Below are 25,450 nucleotides of genomic sequence, written 5' to 3'. Positions count from 1 at the left end.
CTAATTATATAGTACTGTAAAAGTCAATAGTTTCGCCATCTTTAATTGTAATGACAGCTTTTTTATACTTAGGAGCTCTACCAGATACGAAACCTGCTTTTGTGTAACGGCTTTTTGCTTTACCTGCTACTACTGCAGTATTAACCGCAAGAACAGTAACACCAAACATAGCCTCAATAGCTGTTTTGATCTGAATTTTGTTAGCTCTGTGATCTACTTTGAAAGCATAACGGTTTAATTTTTCCGTTAAAAATGAAGCTTTCTCAGTTAAGATAGGTTTTTTAATAATGTCCATATTACTTAGCTAATGCCTCCTCCAAAGTTTTAAGCGAACCTGTAGTAAATAATAACTTAGCCGCATTTAATACATCATATGTATTTAATTGATCTACAGTTGTTACTTTTACTTTTTTCAAGTTTCTGCTTGATAAATAAACGTTATTATCTTGCGCTGATAAAACCAATAAAGTTTTCTCATCTGCTACATTCAAAGCATTTACAAAAGCAACATAATTTTTAGTTTTGATTGAGTCAAATTTAACTTCATCCAATACTACAACATTGTTATCAATTGCTTTGTAGCTTAACGCTGATTTACGTGCTACTTGTTTCAATTTTTTATTCAATTTGAAACTGTAATCACGTGGTTGAGGACCGAATACACGACCACCACCATTAAACAATGGAGATTTGATAGAACCCGCACGAGCACCACCAGTACCTTTTTGTTTGTGTAATTTACGAGTTGAACCCGCGATTTCATTACGTTGTTTAGATTTGTGAGTTCCTTGGCGTTGATTCGCTAAGTATTGTTTCACGTCCAAATAGATCGCATGATCGTTAGGCTCTAACCCAAATACCGACTCAGGAAGTTGCACCTTGGCACCTGTTTCTTTACCTGATAAATTTAAAACTTTAACTTCCATTTCCTATTTGTCTACAACTACATAAGAACCTTTAGCTCCTGGGATGGAACCACTAACAACGATTAGGTTTTGATCAGCATAAACTTTCAAAACTTGTAAGTTTTGAACTTTAATTCTGTCACCACCCATACGACCTGCCATACGCATACCTTTAAATACACGTGAAGGCCAAGAAGCCGCACCAATTGAACCTGGAGCACGTAATCTGTTGTGCTGACCGTGAGTCGCACCACCTACACCACCAAATCCATGACGTTTCATTACACCTTGAAAACCTTTACCTTTAGAAGTACCGACTACGTCAACATACTCCCCTTCTTCAAATAGTGTAACGTCAACTACGTCACCAAGTTGTTTTGCATCTGGGAAAGTTTTAAACTCTACCAGCTTACGCTTAGGCGTTGTATTTGCTTTCGCAAAGTGCCCTTTTAAAGAATTCGTTGTGTTCTTTTCTTTAGCTTCATCGAAGCCAAGTTGAACAGCAGCGTAGCCATCTTTCTCTTCCGTACGTATCTGCGTAACCACGCACGGACCAGCTTGAATAACAGTACACGGAATGTTTTTTCCCTCTGCATCAAACAGGCTTGTCATTCCTACTTTTTTTCCAATAATACCTGACATGTTGTAAATTAATTAATTAAAAGTCCATCGAAGCAGTAGGGCTTCGCTCAAGACGTATTTCCCCCAATAAGGGATTGCAAAAGTACGAAGAAATTTCTAACTACCAAATTATTAGCACATTATTTTTTTATTTTTTTGTCTAGATCGAATATTTAAAAAACTAACTAATCGAGATATTAAAATAAATTGAGAAATAACAAGAACAGTAAGTGAGCATCCTAATTCAATAATATATAATAAGAAGATAAATTATCAGAGCTTAATGGGAAATAATAAGATATTATACAACCAATACAAACATAAAAAACTCAAAAAAACTATCCAGAGCATATAAGCTGCGGATAGTTCATGTGCCTTTTTAAATTAACAATAATCTACATTTTAATGACAGACTGCCCATCCAACAGTCTTTTATATCGGACTAAAGCTTCTACATAATAATAGTCCGCATAAGTCAAGGGAACGTCAACTTCTGTCTCATGTGGAATAGATCCCACACTATGTTTCAGTATATAACCACCAGCTTCCTTATACTCCGCCTTATAAGGTTTAGAAGATAATGACCGCAACATTTGTTCTGCTTTGACAATATATAATTGACTTTCAGCCCCATCAGTATATTGAGCAAGTTCCAATAAAGCAGAAGCCATTACAGCAGCAGTTGATACATCACGCAGATCTTTCTGTTTGTAATATTTACTTGAAGCACTTAATTTATTTTGATCCATGTCCCAGTACGGAATTAAATCTTGGGGCAAATTTGGATGATTCAAATAAAAATTTGCAATATTTCGTGCCTGTCGTAGATATTTTTGATCCTTAGTTTCTCTAAACATCATGGTATATCCATACAAACCCCAGGCTTGGCCTCTAGACCAAGCTGATTCATCAAAAGCCCCTTGCGCAGTCTTCTTCGAGATTATACTTCCATCCTTACTGTTATAATCAACAACATGATAAGAACTATAGTCTTTTCTATAATGATTGATCATTGTTGCATCCGCATGTTTAATTGCGATGTCAGCATAACTTGAATTACCTGTCATCTTGGATACCTCAATTAAAAACTCTAAATTCATCATATTATCTATAATAACCGGATAAGTCCAAGATTGCCCATCCCAATTCTTACCACCATCCCATGATCGAATAGTTTTTGTCGCATCCTTATAACGTGTAGCCAAAGAAGCAGCACCTGTACTCAGCACATTCTTATAAGCACTAGAATCATTTGTCAATCTTAATGCATTTCCAAAACTGCAGTAAAGCATAAAACCCAGGTCATGCGTACCTTTATTATTCTTTTCTTTTTCTAAATATTTCAACTTTCGTTTAGCCTCATCTAACAATTTCGTATCATTCGAATATTCGTAAAGATACAATACAGTACCTGGATAAAAACCAGAACACCACCAACTAGACCCCCAATTCACATATTTACCATTTTGGAAAGTCGTAGGAATATCGGCTTCTTTAACAGAAGCAGCGAGGTAACTAATTTGTTTTTTTGCATCTTCCAGATTTTCATTCACAAAAGCTGAATCAAGGTTTAACTTATTCTTGGCAAGCCCTCTTTTAGTCTGGCACGAAACCCCTTGAAGAGCAAATCCTACTATTCCAAATAGGATTAAATAATTTCGAATGTTCATTTAAAACGTTATTTTTTTGAGTTTTTAATAATTTACATAATAATCTTTCGGAAACTGTTCCGCATTCCAGCACTTTTGCGAAGTCCATTTTTCTGGACTACAAGTCCAAAATTCATCATTAGCCGGCAATCCGAGAGGAAGGAAGGATAAAGAAGCTACATACATAGAGCCAGCATTCGTATAGTAATCTGCCAAATTCTGCTGCTGGTCACCAACTACTCCCATACTAAGCCATCCAGAAGGTGAAAAAGTCTTATCAATATAAATATGTCTCAGTATTGCAGTTAAGGCAGCTCGCACCTGACCCATAGAAATATCCTCTGGCAGCCTATTTTCAAGAGCCACTGCAGCCAAGGGTTGAAAAGCAGCATTCTTATATGTTGAAGAGCGACCAACTACCATATAATAACCTTCTGGGGAAATCATGCGTTCCAAGTGATGTGCATATCGTTGCATCCTTTTATAAGCACGATCAAACATTTCTTTGTATTTCTTATCTACGTTTATATTATGGCGCAGTGCTTCAACCTGCATATTGTGAATAACGTAACCATTGTAATGATCGAAACTAAAGTGAGCACCATCACTATACCACCCATCGCCCACATACCATTCTGTATCAAATTTATTTACAGCATAATCTATTTTTTCTCGTGCGCACTCCTCACCGGTATAATGTAAAAACGTCTCAGTCATGGCCGCAAAAAGCAACCAATTACTTTCATTAGGTTTAATTTTACGTAGTAGTTTAAATTCTTCGACAACCCTTTTCTTTGTTACCTGATCCAATGGTTCCCACAGTACCTTGGGTGCCCTTAGAAACGCAAGGGCGAGATGTGCTGCATCTACCAGTGTTTGCGATGAAGGACCTCGCCATGTAAAATAATCCGGGGATTGAGGATCTACACCATATTGAATCCCCAATAAGGCCTGATCACGTAATTTTTCACGTAGCTTTCCTTCTTCGGAGCTGTCATCAGGTAAAGCCAGCCAAGGGGCCATACCTGCCAGCAGTCGACCGAAAGCCTCGAGGTATCCAACGCCCGGATCTCTACTGTCAAAAGTAGGACTTACCTCCATCGGCATCTTTTTGCGCCATTGCTGTTTACTGATATTATCCAATATAGGTGTAGCCATCTTGCTTAGTATTGAAACCCAATAAGCACGGTCATTCCCTGCATAACTTATGCCTTCATCAGATAAAACACTTGCCTTCGCCCCTATTGGCAACGATGCCGTCAATGCACCAACGCCAGCACCGCCTAACAATTTTAATACAGATCTTCTCTTCATCGATAATGGTTTATAAATAATGTATGCTCAACAAGCTCACATAAAACACTAAAAATCTTTATTTTAATATAGAAAAACAAACTAAAAAGAATCAATCGCTCTAGCAAACGATTACACAAGCGATTGATAACAGTTTCTTTACAGAATGAATTTATTTCCATTAATTATTCCAGCCTGTATTCTGTGTTAGACTAGGATTTCGTTGCCTTTCTAACTCTGGGATAGGCCATACCAGTAGTTGGTCTCCCAAATAGGTATACCTATCTACGATTCCGCCCCATGGTTGTTTGTTCCCCGCATTACCGCTAAAAACTTGATCTTTGAGGGATTTCCACCGCAATTCGTCAAAGTAAATAACCCCTTCCCCAAACAGCTCTCTTCTACGTTCATTACGGATACGACTAGTAAGATCTGCTTTATCTTTAACCGTGGTAACAGCCGAACTATTTAAAAGTCCTACCCCGGCCCGCGTTCGTACTTCATTTACTTTGGCCACCGCTGCTGCTTCCTGTCCTTTTTCATTAAGTGCCTCTGCCCACAATAACAGCACATCTGCATAACGGATCACTGGATAATCTATATCACCAGCTACACGACTCGGAATAGATGGTTTTCCACCTTCGTACACAAATTTACGCGGGATATAAAAAAATCTCGGTTGATCGTCAGTGCGCAGATCAAACACATTATTAAATTCTTCAATATGTGGCCATCTCGATGTAAATGTCTGATCAGCTCCGAGATTTGTCCCAACAAAAGTTGAATAAGGGAGAATAACATTTGCACTTAAGCGTGGATCACGATTGTCGTAGGCCTTTTTTAATCTTTCCTCATTGCCATTAGGCAAATAAAGTTTAAAATCCAATCCTCGTTTCGGGTCAATAAGGTCAGTGTATTTCGACGGCTTTTTATTTGCTTCAGCTACCTGTTGTACATTATTACGGATAAAGTATATCTCTCTTTTGTCAGGTGCCATCGCATTATAACCAGGGATTACGTCATCCCAACTAAATTTGCTACCATCTTTGTTCTCGTATAAATCTACAAAATCCGGACTGACCATGTAGGTATTCCAATTGGAGCCAAAAGCGGAGCGGCTTCCGAAACTGAATTGTGTTGTCGATCCAAAGTTGTCCAAAGCGATATTCTGAATTGAGAAAATCATCTCATCTGACTTTTCATTGGCGACAGTAAATAATGTCTTATAATCTGGGAACAACTGGTGTCCGGCATCTTTAACTGACTGAAAATCTGCGATTGCTTTATCCCAATCTTGTAGATACATATAAACTTTACCTCGTAGTGCGTATGCTGCTGATCTCGTAATACGACCAAAATCTTTACTTCCTGCGGGCAACTTTGCTGGTAAATTCGTCTCAGCGATAGATTCCGTCAGATCTTTCAAGATAAAATCCCAAACTTCCTTTTCTGTATTTCTGGGTTTGGTTGCTTCATTGTAGTTAATCGGTGTATCATATAATGGCACCCCTCTATACAACTGATTCAACCGATAATAATAGAATGCTCTTAGGAATTTAACCTCCGCAAGCAAACGCGCTTTCTTCTCAGGGGCCGATGGCGAAATATTTGTTAATCCATAGATAGCATCATTCGCGCGGTGAACACTCTCATATAGTTCTCTCCAAACATCCGCAAAAAGTGAATTTGAAGTATTCGTGGAGGCATTTAATAGAGGATCTCCACCTCTTGGAATCAACGTGTTGGATAAACGGTCATACTGATAGAGCTCCCGATTATTTGTGCCACCAGTTGCATATCCAAAACGTAATGCTTGATACACACCGTTTACACCAAGATCAGTATAGTTGTCCGTTGTCCACATTTTATCCTCTGGAACTTGGGTATTCGAACTAATATCCAATAGATCTTTTTTACAAGACCCCATAGTTCCCAGTAAAATTGCAAGCGCAGATATACGCCACATATATTTATTATATTGTTTACAGTATGCAGACAATCTTTGTTTTTCGATATTTAGTATCTTCTTCATGTATCTTCGTATTAAAATCCAAAATTCAACCCAAAAGCATATTGCTTCATTGTAGGATATTTTGCTCCAGCTCCAATTTCAGGATCTGCACCAGGGAATTTCGTAAACATCAGCAAATTCTCACCAGAGAAATATACCCGTAAATTGCGCACATGTAATCTTTCAGTAAGTTTACTGTTAAAGGTGTAGCCTATCTGCAAATTTCTCAGTTTTATAAAATCTGCATCATAGAGGTAGAAATTATTGGCAACATTGTTAATTGTCTCTCCATTGTATTTAAGACGCGCATAAGATCCACTTATATTGGTTCGCGAATCGCTAGGATTAGCTGGATCATAAAAATAATGGTCATCTGCAACTCGTTTAGAAATACCGTTACCATCACGGACAATGTTGTTACTATAACCTTCATCGTTCCAATAATATTGTAATTTTCCTTCCCCTGACCAGAGCATCTGTAGATCAAAACCTTTGTAAGAAAATCCTAAATTGATACCATAAATATATTTGGGAATGTTAGATGTCCCTGTAAAATCTTGATCATTCTCATTTCCATAGACCTTATCTCCGTTGAGATCAGCATACAAAAAATCGCCATAATACAATTGTTCAACCCCCAGTTTATTTACAGGTGAGAAGCTGTATCCCGCTGTTTGCATATCCTGCACCCATTTGTAATCAGCTTCCGTGCGGATCATACCATCCCGAGGTCCGCCATTAGGATTTACAGCCCCGCCATTAGCATAATAGCTACCATCACCTTTGTAACGCTGTCTCAAAAAATATTCCTGAAACATGTGCCCTTCGAGATTCCGCTGATTGGTACCTACCGCATTTGAAACCTGTCCGATATTTGTGCTGTAAACATTTGTACCATTGACGTCATTCCAGCCTCTGACTAACTGACCTTTGAGCTTTGTTACTTGGTTTTTATTGTAAGCAAAGTTACCTCCGATATTATAGCTGAATTCTCCGATCTTGTCTTTCCACGTCAAATTAAGTTCAATACCACTGTTACGCATCGCAGCCGAATTAACAATCGGCGCACCCGTAGTGCCTGTGGTCAGTGGCAATTGCTCCGGTACCAATATGCCTGATGTTAATTTGTTGTAATAATTCAACTCGACATAGGCTTTATTTCGAAAAGTCGCAAACTCCAATCCCACTTCTCTATTTTCACTCTCTTCCCAGGCCAATAATCTATTCCCAAATTTGCTCAACTCCAAACCACCGACTTGTGATCCACCAAAGGAGTATCCTGCATTGCCGTAGAAAGCAAATGCAGGTAAATAATTTTCTCTAGCCGGATCGCTATTATTCATATCATTCCCCAATTTACCCCAAGACCCACGAAGCTTTACATTTTGGACATATGGTTCAAGACCTTTCATAAAAGACTCTCTTGAAAGCAACCACCCCAAACCCACGGATGGGAAATAGCCCGCTTGAAGATCCTTTCCAAATTTGGAAGATGCATCTCTTCGTAAACTAAATTCGACAAGATATTTGCTGTCAAAGTCATAATTTACACGGCCAAAAAAGGAGCGCATACTTGTTTCGTATTCGTTGCCATCAATAGCATTCATTTCATTCGCCGTACCGATGTTGGAAATCGTTGGATCTATGCCCCCCCTTTTTGAAGCCGAGAAATTATACCATTTTGTCTTGAATTCATTATGCCCCAATAGTGCTCCGATATTATGTTTACCGATGCTGGTTTCATAACGAAGGACGTTATCGAAAGTGAGTGTACGAAGGTTTTCGTACCCCTGCGATAGTACTTGCGTGGCGGCAACGCCTTTGGGAAAGACGATTTTATTCGTCTCAAAGCTATATTTATCAACTGGGATTGAGCTGCCTGTTTGTTCACGGAATCGCGTTTGGTAATTAAATTTGGTTTCGAATGTCAATCCATTAATGATCTTTACATTTGCGAAAATAGTCGAGTTAAAATTCGACACTTTATCCATCCCCTGCGGTTCATAGAGATATTGCATCAAATTGTTCAATTGGGTGGATTCTTCGGCGGCCACAGCTCCACCAAATCGACCATCATACATCGGATAAACCCCTGGAGTAGATTGTCGCAAGAAGTTATACAAATTGTCAACATTCGCCTTTTTCCGGTCTTCAGTTGATGCAAACATATTGGTTCCAATTGTCAAGCGATCTCCGATTTTAGTACTTAGGTTTGTCCTCAGTTCGTATTTCTTTGCGCCCGTATTTTTCATAATACCGGGATTATCAAAGATCCGACCCGAAAGCATATAATTGGTCGATTCAGAACCTCCCGTTGCTGAAATATTATGGCTTTGAATCCAGCTCGAATTATAAATCCAATCTGTCCAATCGGTATTTGGGTAAGCGATATAATTAGGTAGGCCAGATGCAGCTAGTACACCATTGGGATCGGCATTGGCTTTTCGCCAAAGATCAAGTGTAGATTCAGCAAATTTTGCAGGTTTTCCCAAATTAAATGTCCCCTCATTCATAAGCTCCATGTGACGCACATAATCTGACACAAACTCAGGAGTTCCCATCGGTTTGGTTCGGGACAAGATACCGGAGTAGTTAAGTTGTGTTTTTTGATTTGCCTTTCCCTTTTTTGTTGTAATCAGAATAACACCATTACCGGCACGCGTTCCATAGATAGAGGCCGATGATGCATCCTTTAATACTGAGATGCTTTCAATATCATTGGGATTCACCGCATCCATTGAACCAGGTATACCATCGATAACAACTAAGGCATCCGAATTATTGAGTGTCCCTATACCACGAACCCGGATTGTAGCGCCGTCAGCTCCCGGTCTACCCGTGCTTTGTTTGACTTGTACCCCTGCTGCTACACCGCTAAGCGCCGTTGAAACGTTTGTGACGGGTCTGTTTTCAATCTGTTTTGTATCAACGGTACTCACTGATCCAAGCAATTTTTCTTTCTTTTGCTTACCATACCCCACAACAACAACCTCATCAATCGCCGAGCTGGCACTTTCCAACGTTACATTAATGGCATTGCGGCCATTTAGTACAATCTCTTGATTTTGGTATCCTACATAAGAAATTACTAGCGTTGCGTTAGGGTTCACAGATAAGGAATATGTTCCCGATCCATTTGTGGAAGTAGCGAGCGTCCCCCCCTTCTCACGAATTGTTACACCTGATAATGGTGTTCCTTGACTGTCTTTGATTTGTCCCGTTACATTTACTTTCTGCTGGGCGTGAACTGTACCTACAGAAAATAGTGTCATCGCGGACAATCCTATTGCGTAAAACTTAGCCATACTTTAGGAAATTGGTTTTATAATTAAAAATTGGTTATTTAACAAGCTCAAAATTGATTAAGTGCGGTCATTTATTAGGGTGATTTTTATAAATATTAAGGGGTAAAATCTTAAATTTGATGGTATAACCTCTATTCATCTATGAATTTCCTTGTAAAACAGATCCAAAACATGATCATTATCGCATGGCTACTTTGCCCATTTATGTCTTGTTTGGCCCAGAATTTCAGTTTTGAAACACTAACACAGGACAATGTATTAGATAAACAGGCGGTATTGAGTATCGCTCAAGATAAAAATGGAAAACTTTGGTTTGGAGGAGGTCCAAATCTGTTTATTTATGACTCACAGAATATTATAAACCTTCGAGTTCAGGATAGCGTATTCAACAAATTAGATTATATCAACAAGATTTGTATAAACGACAATAATGATCTTTTTATAGCTACCTCTACTCAGGTATTTATTTTCAATATAGACAAACGAAAGCCTCTCCTAAAAAGAGGAAAGCCCTTTATCGAGAAAGTCCTTATCTCAGACATACAAATTCTATCCTCCCATATTTTCTTATGTACAAATAGGGGTCTATATATAGCTATTCCCGCCTCAGGCTCTTATGATTTTAAATTAATTTTAGACCGTCCTCATACACAAACTATTGTTCAAACAGGAGCAGACTCCTATACAATAGCTAGCGCTAACGGTATCGAATCATTTACCTATAAAAACAAGCGGCTATCTGAAACCCGCAACCTGGGCTTACCACAGTTACCACTAAAGGAACGAATCTTTAGTACGATGTATGTGAAAGATAACACGCTTTGGGTAGGGACAAAACTACATGGTCTATTTCTGTTTAATTTTTCCAGTCAAAATTGGAAAAATCTAACGGAAGGAAATAGTAATCTCTTAAGCAATAATGTTCGTAAAATCATTAAAAACACAAATGGAGAACTATTAATTGGCACATTGAAAGGTCTTTCCGTTTTCAATGGATCCCCTGTTTTCACAAATTACAAACATAATACATCCATCAAAAACTCCCTCAGCCAGAACTCGATTTATGATATCTTTGTCGATAATCAAAAAGTAGTCTGGTTAGGAACATATTTTGGGGGTATCAACGCAGTTTATCCTGATTTTATCCCTATACAAACCTACTCTACACGTTCGCTATTAAGTCAACAGTTGAATAGTGATATCGTGGGTAGTTTTGCCGTTTCCAAGAATGCTGCTTGGATAGGCACTGAAGAAGAAGGAATCAATAAAATTGATAAAATTACGGGGAATACTAGTCCACAACCCCAATTTACCCGATCAAACCTGATAAAAGACCTCTATGTCCGGGATGAAAAATTATATGCCGCACAATATGGTGGAGGCTACTCCATCATTGACCTAAAATCGGGCAACACCAAAAATTATCTCCTCGAAAAGGATCTCTTAAACCTCAAAAACAATATTTATAGCATTTACGTGGATCCAGCACAACGAATCTATCTAGGCACAAATAAGGGACTTTACATTGCGGAACAGGAAAAACCACTACAGTTTGATTCCTCACTAGCAGCAAACACAATAGATGAGATACAGGCAGATGATAAACAACAGATTTATTTCCTGCAATCAGGAAAGCTATTTCGAAAAAAGACTTTTAGCGCTACTGTCCGATCCATAAAGCAAATTGACTCACTGTACATCAATGGATTTTATGTCGCGCCCGATGGCAATATCTGGCTTACCTCGAAAGGGGATTTATATCATTTCGATGTTAAGGATAATGTGACCCTTAAAGCCCATTTTCCCAATAACACCCTAGGTTGGCCCGTCATGATCGACAAACATTTCTGGATCAGCAGCAAAAATGGACTGATTTTCTTCGATCCAAGCACAAAGTATCATACTGTCCTTAATCAGTATGATGGTCTCCCTGTTAAGAATATGCAAGGGGCTAAGGTCTATAGCAGCGAAGCCGGATTTTTATTCGTGACTACATTGAATGGTTTAGTTTCGATCGACACCCGAAAAATCACTTTCAATCAGAAAAAACCGAATGTGCTTTTTAGAAATATATTCCTTCAAGATACACCCTTAAACTATGGTCGCATCCAGCAAGGTGATCAACCCAATAACTATACGTTGCAATTACTTTATGACGAGAATTTTATAACGGTCAATTTTTCGAGTTCCAATTTTATCAAACCACAGAAAAATAGATATCGGTATAAGCTCGAAGGTTTTGATAAAGGTTGGATAGAAACCAATACACCAAGTGTCAGATATACCAATATTCCCGAAGGACAGCATACACTCAGTGTATATGCCAGCAATAATGATGGCATCTGGAGCAGTACCCCACTACAAATACACATTGTTATAAAACCTCCGCTCTGGAGAACATGGTGGGCCTACCTCTTATACGCCGGACTATTTACACTCGGGGTACACTTTGTCATTAAATTTGTTGTGGAACGCGAGATGCTGATCAATTCCGAAAGAGAACAGGAAAAGAAAATCAAATTCTTCACACAAATTTCGCATGAGATCCGGACTCCGCTCACCCTGATCATGTCACCTCTGGATGAAATCATTACCGAAACAGCCAACTTATCGACTACCCAATCTAAGATAAAACGGATTAAAAAGAATACAGCTAAATTATTGGGGGTAGTTAACGAACTACTTGATTTCAAAAAATTTGATGACAAGCACTTCATCTTGAAACAGAGCGATATCCCCTTCAGGGAATATATTGAAGACACATTCTATCTCCTCAATGATCTTGCCCAGAATAAACATATCAATTATTATATCCGACAATTGGATGCCGTAGGGTTACAATCCATAGACGCTATTCAATTTGACAAGGTCATGTTCAATCTATTGTCAAACGCCATTAAGTATACACCCGAGAATGGCACAGTTTATCTTGAGCTCCTTGAGAGCGAAGACAACATCATTATCAACATCGTTGACAACGGGATTGGCATCGCAACGGACAATCAATTCAAGATTTTTGAAGAATATTATCGGGAGGAACAAGCAAATGACAGTATAGGTACTGGCATCGGACTAGCCTTAACCAAGCAGATTGTCCTACAGCATCAAGGAGAGATCCGTTGCTTTACCATGAAAGATGAAAAAGGAGAATGGACGGTTTTCAACCTACGTTTACCGAAGCTATCAAAAGTCAGCATGTCCGCTCCTAAAGACTCCCTGATGACCATTATAGATGAATCAAATTCAACAACTCCGACATTATTAGGCAGATCTTTGCAACGGACCATTCTCATTGTCGAAGACAATAGAGAGCTTTTGGATACCATAGTTCATTTGTTTCAGGATAGCTATACCGTCATCACGGCTGTCAATGGAGAAGATGCCTTATCGAAAGCGCAAGAGTATATTCCTGACTTGATCTTATCTGATCTGATGATGCCTTATATGAATGGAACCCAGTTATGCCGGGCAGTAAAAACAAATATCGCAACCAGTCATATTCCTGTTATCCTGTTGACTGCAGTGACAGACAGTGAATCACAGACACAGGCCCTACAATATGGAGCAAACATCTATCTAACAAAACCTTTTGACAATAGGCTGTTGTTTCTATCTGTGCAGAATCTCATAGCAATCAGTCATAAAAAGAGCAAGGAATTTCAGGTCAAAAAAACAGATTTCGACAATGAACTGGATGCTAAATTTATTGCTACATTAGATCAACTGATCGAAGATAATATGCAGTCGGATGACTTTGATGTTAATTTTATCTCCCGAAAGATGGGTATGAGCACACCTATTATTTATCGAAAGCTCCGGGCGATATCCAACCTTTCTATCAATAATTATGTGAAGATGTACCGGCTTAACAGAGCGAAGGAGTTGCTAAAATCTTCGATGAATGTCAGTGAGGTAGCCTATGCAGTCGGATTTTCTGAAAGAAAGTACTTTAGCAGGGAATTTAAGAAACAATTTGGGTATAATCCATCACAGCAAATAGCAGACTCCTACGAAGATAATTAAAACACAAAAGGGATTAAATATTTGAAAAAAGATTGTAGGCAGGGTACGAATAGATTTAAAAGTAACAAAGGCGCCTAAATGGGAGCCTTTGTTACCTTTATCTTTACTGTATTTACTTCGCGATTTCCTTAATCATTGGTTCACCATCCAAGATCCTTTTATAGCGCACTAATGCTTCTACATAATAGTAATCAGCATATGTCAGTGGTACATCAATCTCCGAATTTAAAGGAAGTGCCCCCACACTATGTTTTAATAAATAACCGCCATTTGTCCCATAAACTGCTTTATAAGGTTCTTTGGATAAATTAGTAAGCATTGTCTCTGCATTAGAAAGATAAAGGGCAGATTCCTTACCTTTTGTATATTGAGCCAATTCAAGTAAAGCAGATGCATACAATGTGGCTGCCGAAACATCCCGAAGATCTTTTTTAGCATACATCTTACTAGATTGATCAATCTTATCTTTATCAAAATCCCAATAAGGAATTAAATCTTGAGGCATATTCGGATGATTCAAAATATATTTCGCAATATGTCTAGCTTGATTTAGAAATTCCTTTTTATTTGTTTCTCGATACATCATCGTATACCCATAAAGCGCCCAACCTTGGCCTCTAGACCATGCGGATTCATCATAAGCACCTTGGTGCGTTTTTTTTCCAATAACTTTGCCGCTATTCACATCATAGTCAATAACATGATATGAGCTATAATCTTTCCTAAAATGATTTTTCAATGTTGTTTCCGCATGCTTTATAGCCAAGTCATAATATTTCTTATTACCAGTCATTTTTGAAACCTGCGTCAAAAACTCTAAATTCATCATATTATCAATGATAACGGGATAATGCCAAGGTTTGTGATCCCAAGACCGAATTGTTTTTGTTCTCTCATTAAAACGAGAAGCAAGAGAAGCAGCACCTGTAACTAATACATCTTTATATTTCGCAGAATCGCCGGTCAGACGTAAACCATTGCCGAAACTACAAAACAGCATAAAACCTAGATCATGTGTACCTTTATTATACTTTTCTTTCTCCAAATTAGGTAATTTCTCTTTTACATTTTTTAATAATTCCTGATCTTGAGTCCCTTCATATAAATACCAAAGTGTACCAGGATAAAATCCAGAACACCACCAACTGGATGATGAAAAGATCTCTTTATTATTTTCAAAAGTTTTAGGAAATTTTCCATTGGGTGTTGCATTTGCCAAGACTTTAATTTGGAGAGCTGCGTCATTCAAATTCTGCTGAATAAACTCTTTCGATAATTTCAGATCCCGGGATTGACCTTGAACAGTACATATTCCTAAAACAGAACATAATACCATGATAATCTGTCTTTTCAATTTCATCATAATTTACAATAATCTTAATTCGCTATTATTTTATATATCACTTGATTCCTTAATTCCATACTTTTAATTAAAACATTCATTTTATAAAGCATTCCACCCCACACTTTAATCAATCGTGGATCCTCGATTTCCTTATTTTCTAAAGAAAAAGTAACAGTTTCCCTTTCGAAATTTATAAAGACTTTTTTCCCATTATCCAATTGTAAGAAAAAGCCATCCTTTAGTAACTGAGGTTTTATTTTAGATATGAAACTAATCGATTGTGGTTTTTTAAATTCCTCCAATTGATACTGTTCTTCTACCCTGATTTCATTATTTCCTGCATGCATCTTGATAGTTCGTATCCAAGATTGTACTGCGGCTTCTTTAGGATAAGCCTTCGCAACATTGACACGGTATTGAGCAGTTTCATTATTAGTTATATACTCGACATCCTCCGCATGATAAGACCTTCCATCCTTTTGCTGTATTCCATTTATAATAGGAAGATTATGCCATTGCGATTGCATATTCCACAATGTATAGCGATTCCTACTAAAAGTTTCTTTGGTATAAGTTCCCACACCTACATCAATTAAAACTGGCGTCGAATCCAAATAGAGCATATAGCTTCCAACATCATTATGATTATGGCTTACCCCATTATTACTTCCTATCGTAGCCAAGAATAAATTACCCTTTTTATTTAAACTCCGCATAGTTGCCTGTCCCAAACTCTCATAAAAATGAAATTGGGGGGCTATAAAGTCTTTTCGATGATTACTTAATTCATTATAAATAGACGCATGCATTAAAAAATCCTGTACTGTTCCTAATGACATACTTGGTGATTTTAGAGTTGTCAAATAGCTTGCGTATGCTTTTAGATTATCATCATTATATAAAGTACCATAAGCCCATATTTTAGCAGGATAGGGTACTTGTATCGCCTCTGCATCTGCGAAATTGATGTATCTATTTCTGTAAATGTGAGAATTCAAGATATAGTTGCCAATATTAAATAATTTATGTTCCTCCTTAAATGTCACCTCTCCATCCGACACATCCTCTAACCACAACAACATCTGTCCAAGTTCACCACCAGCATGTAGCCAATAAGAGGGCCCCTCTTCACACGCACCATCTTCAGCGTAAGAGTCAATAAATTTATCCGCACTATGAGCCAATTTCTGAATAATCATCTTCAATCTAGAAGCATCTTCTTCCACTAACAATGCTACTTTAAGAACATTGGTGTTGATCCAAATATTCCAGTTATTAACCATATTGTTTGACTGAAGCGCCATCCACCAAAAATCATCTCGGGCTAAATAAGGATTTATAATACGGCTCTGTAAGACATCTTTCAATTTTTTAGTAATCATAGGAGAAATTTGGTTTAATTCATCTCCCAACAATAAATAAACCATCGCCAGATCAGCTGCTACCCGACCTGCTCCTAGATCAATATAATCATCCAGTGGATCAGGCAAACCAATTCCAGATTTTTGCACTACAATATGTGCAGGACTTACCCAAGTACTTTCTTCCATCATTAACCAGAGGCCATTTATAATCTGCGGAATAAAACGTCCCTTTCCCTCAACCAATTCTCCTATAACCAAATGCGATACAATACTCCTGCGTGTATTAATATCATCCTCGTAGCGAGTTCTGTTTCCATCAGTCTTATATTCAAGATATTTTGTAGCTAACAATGATGGCCAAGTAAATGAATTCGCATCCTCTGCAACTTTTATTATGTGAGACTTTTCCAATATTGATAGCGCTTGAATAGCTTTGTTCCATTCATTTTTCTTTTCCAACCGCCAGTCATCAATACGATTAATCGTATTTGTCAAAACTGCACCTGAAAGATGCCGCTCTAAGGTGTGTTGTCCAAGTGCATTAATTTGCAACATAACAAAAAAGAGAAACATTAAAATTTTATAGCATTTTCTACTTCTTCTCATAAACTACTGCTCGAGAGCCCTTATTAAGTGTAAAAACAATTATTCCATCAAGATCTATTTCATACTTACCCTTCCCTTTAATCACAATCATTGGAGTCAATATCCCCGATTCAACTCTAATTGTACCCGTATGTTGACTTTCGATCTCCACAGTTTGCGTTATACCATTTTTCCTCTTTGCAGAAACCAGAAAAGCTCCATCAGTCAAAAATCTTTTAAAAGAAATATCCTTCCAGGCAGTAGGTACAGCGGGAAAAATTCTTAATTTTCCATTCCAATATTGTAAGCACAGTTCTTGGATGCTTGTCATTGCTGCTAACGGGGTTTCAATTACTGGTCCCGACTCGGCATAAAGCGTATTCTTTTTAATATAAGATTTTAATAAATTATCAAGAGACGCTAAGGCATCATCTCCCCTTCCCATCATGGCATACATCGATGCAGCACCAGTAAATGAATAACCTTGCAAGAACTGATTTTTACTCTGCCAATACTTAATTGAACGCTCAATCAAAACTCTATTTTCCTTTTGATCCCAATTAATTTCATAAAAAGGATAGATCATCATTAAATGCGAATAATGTCTATGTGACTCACCATAAGGAACATCCTTAGCTATCAAATAACCGTTTACCCCTTGTGGAAAATCGACCAAATTTTCGAGTACATCGAGCCATCGATCATATAGAGGATCTTTCCTATTCTTTTCATAATCTAGCTCGATGAGTGATCTAAGCCCCCATCTCAGAATAGCTAGATCATAATTCGTATCATAAGCATACCCATATTTATATTCTGGCGAATAAGTTTTAACAGCGATATGATATTTTCCTGATTCATTTTTTTCTAATAGATGCAAATAATAATTAACAGCCTCTTTAAGTAAGGGAAATAAGCGGTCATATACCTCTTCCTGCATGCCATAGCGATAGTAAGAATAGTAGCTATGCAATAACCAAAGCAAGTTGCCAAGTTCTTTTTCACCATCAGAAGCATCGGAAATTGAGACTCCCTTCTCTAAGAGAACAGGACTCCAGAGATCGTTCGCAGATGAGCGCCCAATAGCAATGCTATTATAACGATAAGCCACAGGAACATTTTCTCTCAAATTGGAGACATTCTGATCAATCATTTGAATTAAAGAATTCGCGATATCAAGATGGTTTGACGTGAAAACAGGAGAATATGTCAATTGCATATTTAAGTTCATCCAGTAAGCTGGCCAAGGAGTAACGCTCGTCCATGGCCCCTGCAAATCTATTGCTGGCTTATTTGTTCTGGTGGCACTTGCTAATTTATACAACTGCATATCATAAAAACGCTGATAAATTTTATCTGGTAATGACAAAGAAGAAGCACTATAATAATTACGCCACCAATTTTGGTGTTTATCCAAGGCTATAGTAATATCTTTAGAATCAAAATGATCAACATAATCAATTGTTTCTTTTAGATAGCTCTTGTTAACCTGATTATATCCAACCGAGACAACATAAACATCATTGTACATACCGAGCATTTTCTTATATACAGTTGCATAGCCACCGCCAGCTAATAACTCTTGATTATAAAAAGAAAATCCCTTACTAGTGCCTGATTTTCCCTCAGGATTGCGAGTATAATAAGTAGGTTTTTGTGTATAATCAAATTTCATACGGGGACTGATAGCAGAATCCGGACACCAGTCAAAAGAGTAGTTCCCATGGTAGTCCTTTTTAATGACTTCAATGAGTATAATATTATCATCAGACAGTGTTGTCGTTTTAATATGCAACATACCATCCGAAGTCTTAATATTCGTTTGAGAATAAGCTTGCTGAATAAAAATATCACCACCTATACTATCAATGTCCACATTAAGGTTTATAGAAAAATGCCCTAGTGACAGACGAGCTTTATCAAAAAGCTTTTCACGATTTTTTTCACGATGATCATAAATATCCGTTCTACCAATATCTATACGTACAGCTTGTGAAGATTTCAAATAGGTCATCGTTCCTAATAAACCATTCCCCGTGAATACCCCTTCGTAAATATTTTTACCCAACTGAGGAATATGAAATATTGGTTTGTCTTGACCCTGAGCACGACAAATAACACATAAGATTGAAATAAAAAAAATATATAAATTCCGCATAAATAGGGTTCAATTGGGCTCTAAAATGTACTTTTTTTAGTAGACACACAAGAGAAACTTACGAAATCGTTTGAGAAGATAATCATGAAAAAAGGGTAATAATGGTTTCAGAAACCATTATTACCCTTTTTTCATGATTATTTAATAAGGATCATAGATCCAATAATAAAACAATTAGATCAATCCACTTAATACTGTCCTGTACTTAAAAGAACCAATGTACAAGCATTTTCAGTATTAATACCTATTGCACCTGCAAGTGCTTCTAATTCCGCATTTTCAGCTCCAGGATTAAAAATAATCCGCTTTGGCTTTGTTTCTAAAATATAATCCAAATAGCTTTTTTGATTTGCTGCGCCAACATACATAGTAATGGTATCAATATCCGTGTGAATAAGTCCCATAGGTTCTATTTCGACACCAGCAACTTCACCCTTCTTAAGCCCAACATTCACAATATCATGTCCATATTGCTTCAATTTATAGGCTGCTTTATACGAATACCTTTCTGAATTAGTACTCGCTCCTATTATTAGCGTTTTTTTCATAACTACTTATTTTATTAAACATCATCAGCCACATTACCAGCATCATTATATATTCCCTTTCTTAAGATAGGCATCCCTAAAATTTTATACAATTCATCCAATTTAACTAAGCTACCATTAGTCATATTCGATAAAAGTACAATCGTAACGTTATTTTTTAGATCCCTAACATACAAATTGCGAAATCCGTGCCACCATCCAGTATGATAGATTATTAGATCATTATTTCTGTGAAAAGTGCGCCAACCTAATCCGTACCCAAATATTCCATTTTTAGATTTCGCACGATCGACATAAGCAGAATCTAACGTTTCTTTCTTTAATAACCTTCCTTCATTTAACGCTAAATCTAATTTATACAGATCCCGAACTGTACTATAAATTCCCTTATCGCCCAGAGGGCCATCTTGAAAATTCTGAACAACAGATCTTCTCCAAACCTTATCGTGACCGATAACATCTGTCGGAATTTTTTCATAAATAGCTTTTGACAATGCAGCTGTATTAGTCATTCCTGCTGGATTAAAGACATTTTCTTTCATCCATTCCGCATAACTTTGATTAGTTACCTTTTCAATAATAGCGCCTAAAACCATGAAATTCGAATTGTTATAAAAGAATTTACCGTCAGGTTTACCATAGCGATTCGGTTTAAACTCAATCAGCATATTCATGACATCTTGATTGGTCATACCCTTCTTTTTTTCCTTCCAATGCTCTTCCGAAAAATAAACATAATTTGGCAATCCAGAACGATGAGACAATAATTGCTTTATTGTAATATCTGGATAGGGAAAATTAGGATAAAAATCATTAATAGTTTGATCCAATTTCAATTTGCCCTCTTCAACCAATTTCAAAATACCAATACCTGTAAGTGGTTTGGAAACAGACGCTAATTCAAATTTCGAATCAATCTTCAAACTATCTTTTAAAAGATAATTTGCCCAACCAAATGAATTCTGATATAAAATCTTTCCATTTTTTGCAATCAGTACATTACCATTAAATCCTACTCTTTTATGCAAATTTTGCATAAAAGCTTCAATTTTAGGATCTGCTTCAGATGGATTGTATATGAGTTTTAAACTGTCAGTCTTAGCCTGTTCAACTAATGCTTTTTTTTGCTTTTCTTCTTTCGAACTACACGATACGGTTGCTATGATAAGAACAGCAACTATGCTTTTTAGTATATATAATTTCACTATTTAACGGATTCTATTTCTTTTCTAATGTATTAATGCTAAAATGCTGATTTTAGTACTAAAAAAAGAAAAAAACAATAAAAAAAGGTCACTTTATATAAAGTGACCTTTTGAATATACTTATTCGAAGTAAGATTACGCTAATAATCTCACTGGATTTTCTAATAATGCTTTTAATGTTTGCAAGAATTGAGCACCAGTAGCACCGTCCACTACACGGTGGTCACAACCTAAAGTCAACTTCATCACATTACCAGGAACAACAGTACCATTCTTAACAACAGGAACTTGTTGAATTGCACCAACAGATAGAATTGCACCATCCGGAGAGTTGATAATTGATGTGAATTCATCAATACCAAACATACCTAAATTAGAAACTGTAAATGTTGAACCTTCCCAGTCAGCTGGAGTTAATTTTTTAGTTTTCGCTTTTTGAGCGAAATCTTTAACTTCTGCAGAAATGTGAGATAATGATTTTCCGTCAGCAAAACGTACAACAGGAACTAATAAGCCATCTTCAACAGCCATTGCAACACCAATATTTGTATGTTCATTAAAACGAATCTTATCACCTTTCCATGAAGAGTTTACGGCAGGATGCTTTTTCAATGCAACTGCAACTGCTTTTACAACGATATCATTGAAAGAAACTTTTACTGGAGCCACTTCATTGATTTGCGTACGAGCAAGCATTGCATTTTCCATGTCAATACTTACCGTTAGGTAAAAATGTGGAGCAGTAAACAAACTTTCACCTAATCGACGTGCAATTGTTTTACGCATTTGAGAAACAGCAACTTCTGTATATCTCTCTTCACCTACAAAAGTAGGTAAAGTGATCGCTTTTGTTTCAGTAGCAACTGGCGCAGCAGTTGTTGAAGCAGGAGCAACTTTAGTAGCTGGAACGTAAGATTCAACATCTTTTTTTACAATACGGCCACCATCAGCAGATCCTTTAATCTCATTCAGGTTGATTCCTTTATCTTTAGCAATTTTACGTGCTAATGGAGATGCTTTCACTCGAGAATCATCGGCTACATCAGTAGCTTTATTTTCCGTAGTTACATTAGCCTCTACCTTTGATTCATTTTTTACTTCGGCAGGAGCAGCTTGAGATGTAGGAGCAGCTTTTTGATTTAACAATGGTGTTACATCTGTTCCTGCAGGACCTACAATAGCAATAATATCATTTACTTTAGCAGCCTCACCTGCCTCAAGACCTACATATAACAATGTGCCATCAGCATAAGCTGTAACCTCCATCGTCGCTTTATCCGTCTCTACATCCGCAATAGAATCATCAGATTTGATTGTATCACCAACTTTAAAATTCCATTGCGCAATTACACCTTCTGTCATCGTATCACTTAACAAAGGCATAGTGATAACTGTAACACCTAAAGACTCCGGTGTTACATTAGACTGAGGAGCTGCTTCAGTCCCAGATGAATTAGAACCTTCTACTTCCTTTTTCTCCGTCACTTCTTCAGCCTGAGGAGCGTCATTTAATAATGCTTGAAAATCTTCTCCAGGTTCTCCAAGAATGGCAATAACAGCATCAATAGCAACTGCTTCACCTTCCTTAGGACCAATATATAAAAGTGTTCCTTCTTGGTATGATTCAAAATCCATCGTCGCTTTATCAGTTTCGATTTCAGCAACTAAATCACCAGAATTAACTTTATCACCAACTTGTTTGTGCCATTTTGCGATAACCCCTTCGGTCATGGTATCGCTCATTTTCGGCATTCTAACTACTTCAGCCATTGTATTTTATTTATCTAGTTAAAGTAACTTATATTAATCTAATATAAATGGATAATCCTCTTGAACGTACACATCTTTGTACAATTCATCAGCTGTAGGGAAAGGAGATTCTTCAGCAAATTTCACAGATTCATCTACAATACTTTTCACTTCAGCATCCACTTCAGCAAACCAAGCCTCATCAGCATAATTGTTTTCAACAATAGCATGCTTTGTCGCCAACAATGGATCACGTCCTTTATATTCTTCTAATTCTTCTTTCGTACGATATTTCGCAGGATCGGACATCGAGTGACCTTTGTAACGGTATGTACGTATTTCCAAGAAAGTAGGTCCTTCCCCAGCACGAGCACGTTGAACAGCTTCATCCATCGCATTGTGTACAGCTACGACATCCATACCATCTACTGGTGCACAAGGCATATCAAAACCCAGTCCCATTTTATAAATATCTTGCATATTGGTTGTACGTTGTACGGAAGTACCCATTGCATAACCATTGTTTTCACAAACAAAAATTACAGGTAATTTCCACAACATGGCCATGTTCAAAGTTTCATTAAAAGCACCTTGACGAACTGCGCCATCACCCATGTAACATACGTTAACATTATTTGTACCCAAATATTTTTCAGCAAAAGCGATACCAGCTCCTAATGGAATCTGACCACCAACAATACCATGGCCACCCATCATTTTATGTTCTTTCGAGAAAAAGTGCATAGATCCACCTTTTCCTTTTGAACAACCTGTTGCTTTTCCAAACATCTCAGCCATACATTCATTCGCTGACACACCTTTTGCTAAAGCATGTGCGTGATCACGGTAGGCTGTAATTAAAGAATCTTCAGGTTTGATAACAGACATTGTACCTGCTACTACTGCCTCTTGTCCAATGTACAAGTGACAGAAACCACGGATTTTTTGTTGTCCATAAAGTTGACCTGTCTTCTCTTCAAACTTACGCATAAGTAGCATAGATCTATACCACTCTAAATATGTCTCTTTTGTTATAGGTGTTGAACTCATTTCAAAGTTTTGAATTTCTTACTAATCTTGACTACAAATCTAATCAATTTGGGTGATATTTTGGTCAGAAAATCAAATTTTCTTCTTGTTTTAGACAGTTCTAAGACATTTGATTTAAACGACATAAGAAGATACCCAAATAAATGACTGGCTTAATTTAGTAAATTAAAAAAAGAACAAACAAAAAAGCCAAAAGACATATTATTCTTTTGGCTTTTTTGTTTTGTAACAAATATGATTTTAGCTCAATTCAACAATCAAACTTGATTCATCTATTTTTCTTTGATCACCTGTTTGCATATCTTTCAATGAAAGCTGGCCTGAAGAAACTTCCTCTTCACCAATTAATAGAACAAATGGAATGCCTTTACTGTCGGCATAACTCATCTGTTTTTTCAATTTCGCGGCTGTTGGATAAAGCTCGACTGCAATGTTCGCCTTACGTAGGCGATTTAGAAGAGGTAATGTAAAGGACTCGGTTTCTTTATCAAAGTTCACAATCAAAAGCTTAGTGTAATCTCCCTTAGCCTCAGGGTAAAGATTTAATTCTTCTAGAACGTCATAGATACGATCGGCACCGAAAGACACACCTACACCGGTCAATCCTTTCAAACCAAACATACCTGTCAAATCATCGTAGCGTCCACCACCACCGATGCTCCCCATAGCGACTTCATTCGTTTTTACCTCGAAAATGCAGCCCGTATAATAATTCAACCCACGCGCTAGGGTAATATCAACCTCTACAAATTGGTTTAAAACTTCATTTGAAGAATCCAACTTAGAAATATAATCAAACGATTCTTCTATTTCTGCTATTCCCTTTAATCCTATTTCCGAATTTGATAATACGTGCTTTAAGGCAGACAATTTCTTTAGATTTGATCCCTCTAATAAAATAATTGGACGTAAAATTTCTAAATCCGCTGCTGTAAAACCTCGTTCTAATAGTTCTTTATTTACACCTTCTAAACCGATCTTATCCAATTTATCGATCGCAACTGTCATATCGACAATAAGTTCCGGCTTGCCAATAATCTCAGCAATACCTGAAAGAATCTTACGGTTGTTAATTTTAATCGTAAAATCTTGCAGTCCCAAATTTTTCAATGCTTCATGATAGATCAAAATAAACTCAGCTTCATTCAATAGGCTTTCAGAACCCACTACATCTACATCACACTGATAGAATTCGCGATAACGACCTCTTTGAGGACGATCAGCGCGCCATACAGGTTGAATTTGAAAACGTTTAAAAGGTAAAGAAATATCATTTTGATGCATGACAACGTAACGAGCAAACGGTACAGTGAGATCATAACGAAGTGCTTTTTCAGAAATATATGAGATTAATTTAGTTGAAGACTTGGATTCAACTAAATCATTGGGAGCTTTACTCAAATAATCTCCAGAATTCAAAATCTTGAAAATTAACTGATCCCCTTCATCACCATACTTTCCCGTAAGTGTCTGCAAATTTTCAAAAGAAGGAGTTTGAATTTCACTGTAACCATACTTTTTAAAAACACGCTTAAGTGTATTGAAAATATAATTACGTTTAAGCATTTCGGCAGGTGAAAAATCACGTGTGCCTTTTGCTAAAGAAGGTTTTACTGTTGCCATTTGGCAAAGTTAATAT

16 protein-coding genes are annotated in these 25,450 nt (G+C 37.2%); 1 reads left to right on the top strand and 15 read right to left on the bottom strand.

What is annotated here, in order from left to right; genetic code table 11:
• Nucleotides 1-4: 4 nt before the first annotated feature.
• The 7 genes from rplW to WH188_RS24715 form a co-directional block, all read right to left on the bottom strand.
• On the bottom strand, nt 5-295 hold the full coding sequence (gene rplW / locus WH188_RS24745; RefSeq protein WP_021189655.1) for a 50S ribosomal protein L23: 291 nt from the start codon (nt 293-295) through the stop codon (nt 5-7).
• A 1-nt stretch (nt 296) separates the two neighbouring features.
• A complete protein-coding gene (rplD, locus tag WH188_RS24740; protein WP_021189656.1) occupies nt 297-926 on the bottom strand; it encodes a 50S ribosomal protein L4 in 630 nt (209 codons plus the stop codon).
• Nucleotides 927-929: 3 nt separating this feature from the next.
• Nucleotides 930-1,547: a 50S ribosomal protein L3 gene (gene rplC, locus WH188_RS24735; protein ID WP_132843571.1), complete on the bottom strand. Its 618-nt coding sequence runs from the start codon at nt 1,545-1,547 to the stop codon at nt 930-932.
• Nucleotides 1,548-1,921: 374 nt separating this feature from the next.
• Nucleotides 1,922-3,196, bottom strand: coding sequence for a glycoside hydrolase family 88 protein (locus WH188_RS24730; protein ID WP_132771542.1), 1,275 nt, complete (start codon nt 3,194-3,196; stop codon nt 1,922-1,924).
• Between the two features lie 24 nt (nt 3,197-3,220).
• On the bottom strand, nt 3,221-4,489 hold the full coding sequence (locus WH188_RS24725; RefSeq protein ID WP_168127892.1) for a DUF2264 domain-containing protein: 1,269 nt from the start codon (nt 4,487-4,489) through the stop codon (nt 3,221-3,223).
• 160 nt (nt 4,490-4,649) lie between these two features.
• Nucleotides 4,650-6,500, bottom strand: a complete 1,851-nt coding sequence (locus WH188_RS24720) for a RagB/SusD family nutrient uptake outer membrane protein (protein ID WP_237682851.1) — start codon at nt 6,498-6,500, stop codon at nt 4,650-4,652.
• A gap of 11 nt (nt 6,501-6,511) precedes the next feature.
• Nucleotides 6,512-9,784: a SusC/RagA family TonB-linked outer membrane protein gene (locus tag WH188_RS24715; protein ID WP_168127893.1), complete on the bottom strand. Its 3,273-nt coding sequence runs from the start codon at nt 9,782-9,784 to the stop codon at nt 6,512-6,514.
• Between the two features lie 171 nt (nt 9,785-9,955).
• Between WH188_RS24715 and WH188_RS24710 the strand changes: the two genes are divergently transcribed.
• Nucleotides 9,956-13,807: a hybrid sensor histidine kinase/response regulator transcription factor gene (locus WH188_RS24710; RefSeq protein ID WP_168127894.1), complete on the top strand. Its 3,852-nt coding sequence runs from the start codon at nt 9,956-9,958 to the stop codon at nt 13,805-13,807.
• Nucleotides 13,808-13,919: 112 nt separating this feature from the next.
• Here WH188_RS24710 and WH188_RS24705 read toward each other — a convergent pair whose 3' ends face one another.
• From WH188_RS24705 to hisS, 8 genes are all read right to left on the bottom strand, one after another.
• Complete coding sequence (locus WH188_RS24705; protein ID WP_445265593.1) at nt 13,920-15,167, bottom strand: glycoside hydrolase family 88 protein; 1,248 nt, start codon at nt 15,165-15,167, stop codon at nt 13,920-13,922.
• Nucleotides 15,168-15,184: 17 nt separating this feature from the next.
• Nucleotides 15,185-17,071, bottom strand: a complete 1,887-nt coding sequence (locus tag WH188_RS24700) for a heparinase II/III domain-containing protein (protein ID WP_339424793.1) — start codon at nt 17,069-17,071, stop codon at nt 15,185-15,187.
• 37 nt (nt 17,072-17,108) lie between these two features.
• Nucleotides 17,109-19,259, bottom strand: a complete 2,151-nt coding sequence (locus tag WH188_RS24695) for a glycosyl hydrolase family 95 catalytic domain-containing protein (RefSeq protein WP_168127896.1) — start codon at nt 19,257-19,259, stop codon at nt 17,109-17,111.
• Between the two features lie 188 nt (nt 19,260-19,447).
• Nucleotides 19,448-19,807 carry a CoA-binding protein gene (locus WH188_RS24690; protein ID WP_168127897.1) on the bottom strand — a complete coding sequence of 120 codons (360 nt, stop codon included), beginning with the start codon at nt 19,805-19,807 and terminating at the stop codon, nt 19,448-19,450.
• 14 nt (nt 19,808-19,821) lie between these two features.
• Nucleotides 19,822-21,012: a serine hydrolase domain-containing protein gene (locus WH188_RS24685; protein WP_132771550.1), complete on the bottom strand. Its 1,191-nt coding sequence runs from the start codon at nt 21,010-21,012 to the stop codon at nt 19,822-19,824.
• Nucleotides 21,013-21,147: 135 nt separating this feature from the next.
• The gene (locus WH188_RS24680) at nt 21,148-22,782 is read right to left on the bottom strand and encodes a pyruvate dehydrogenase complex dihydrolipoamide acetyltransferase (RefSeq protein WP_168127898.1); all 1,635 of its coding nucleotides are present in this window, start codon (nt 22,780-22,782) and stop codon (nt 21,148-21,150) included.
• Between the two features lie 33 nt (nt 22,783-22,815).
• A complete protein-coding gene (gene pdhA, locus WH188_RS24675; protein WP_045753966.1) occupies nt 22,816-23,811 on the bottom strand; it encodes a pyruvate dehydrogenase (acetyl-transferring) E1 component subunit alpha in 996 nt (331 codons plus the stop codon).
• A 240-nt stretch (nt 23,812-24,051) separates the two neighbouring features.
• A complete protein-coding gene (gene hisS / locus WH188_RS24670; RefSeq protein WP_168127899.1) occupies nt 24,052-25,434 on the bottom strand; it encodes a histidine--tRNA ligase in 1,383 nt (460 codons plus the stop codon).
• Nucleotides 25,435-25,450: the final 16 nt, after the last annotated feature.

The sequence above is a fragment of the Sphingobacterium sp. MYb388 genome, from assembly GCF_037479535.1.
Taxonomy (GTDB): Bacteria; Bacteroidota; Bacteroidia; order Sphingobacteriales; family Sphingobacteriaceae; genus Sphingobacterium; species Sphingobacterium anhuiense.
Note: the sequence above shows the minus strand (reverse complement) of the source record. Positions and strands in the feature narration are given on the sequence as shown.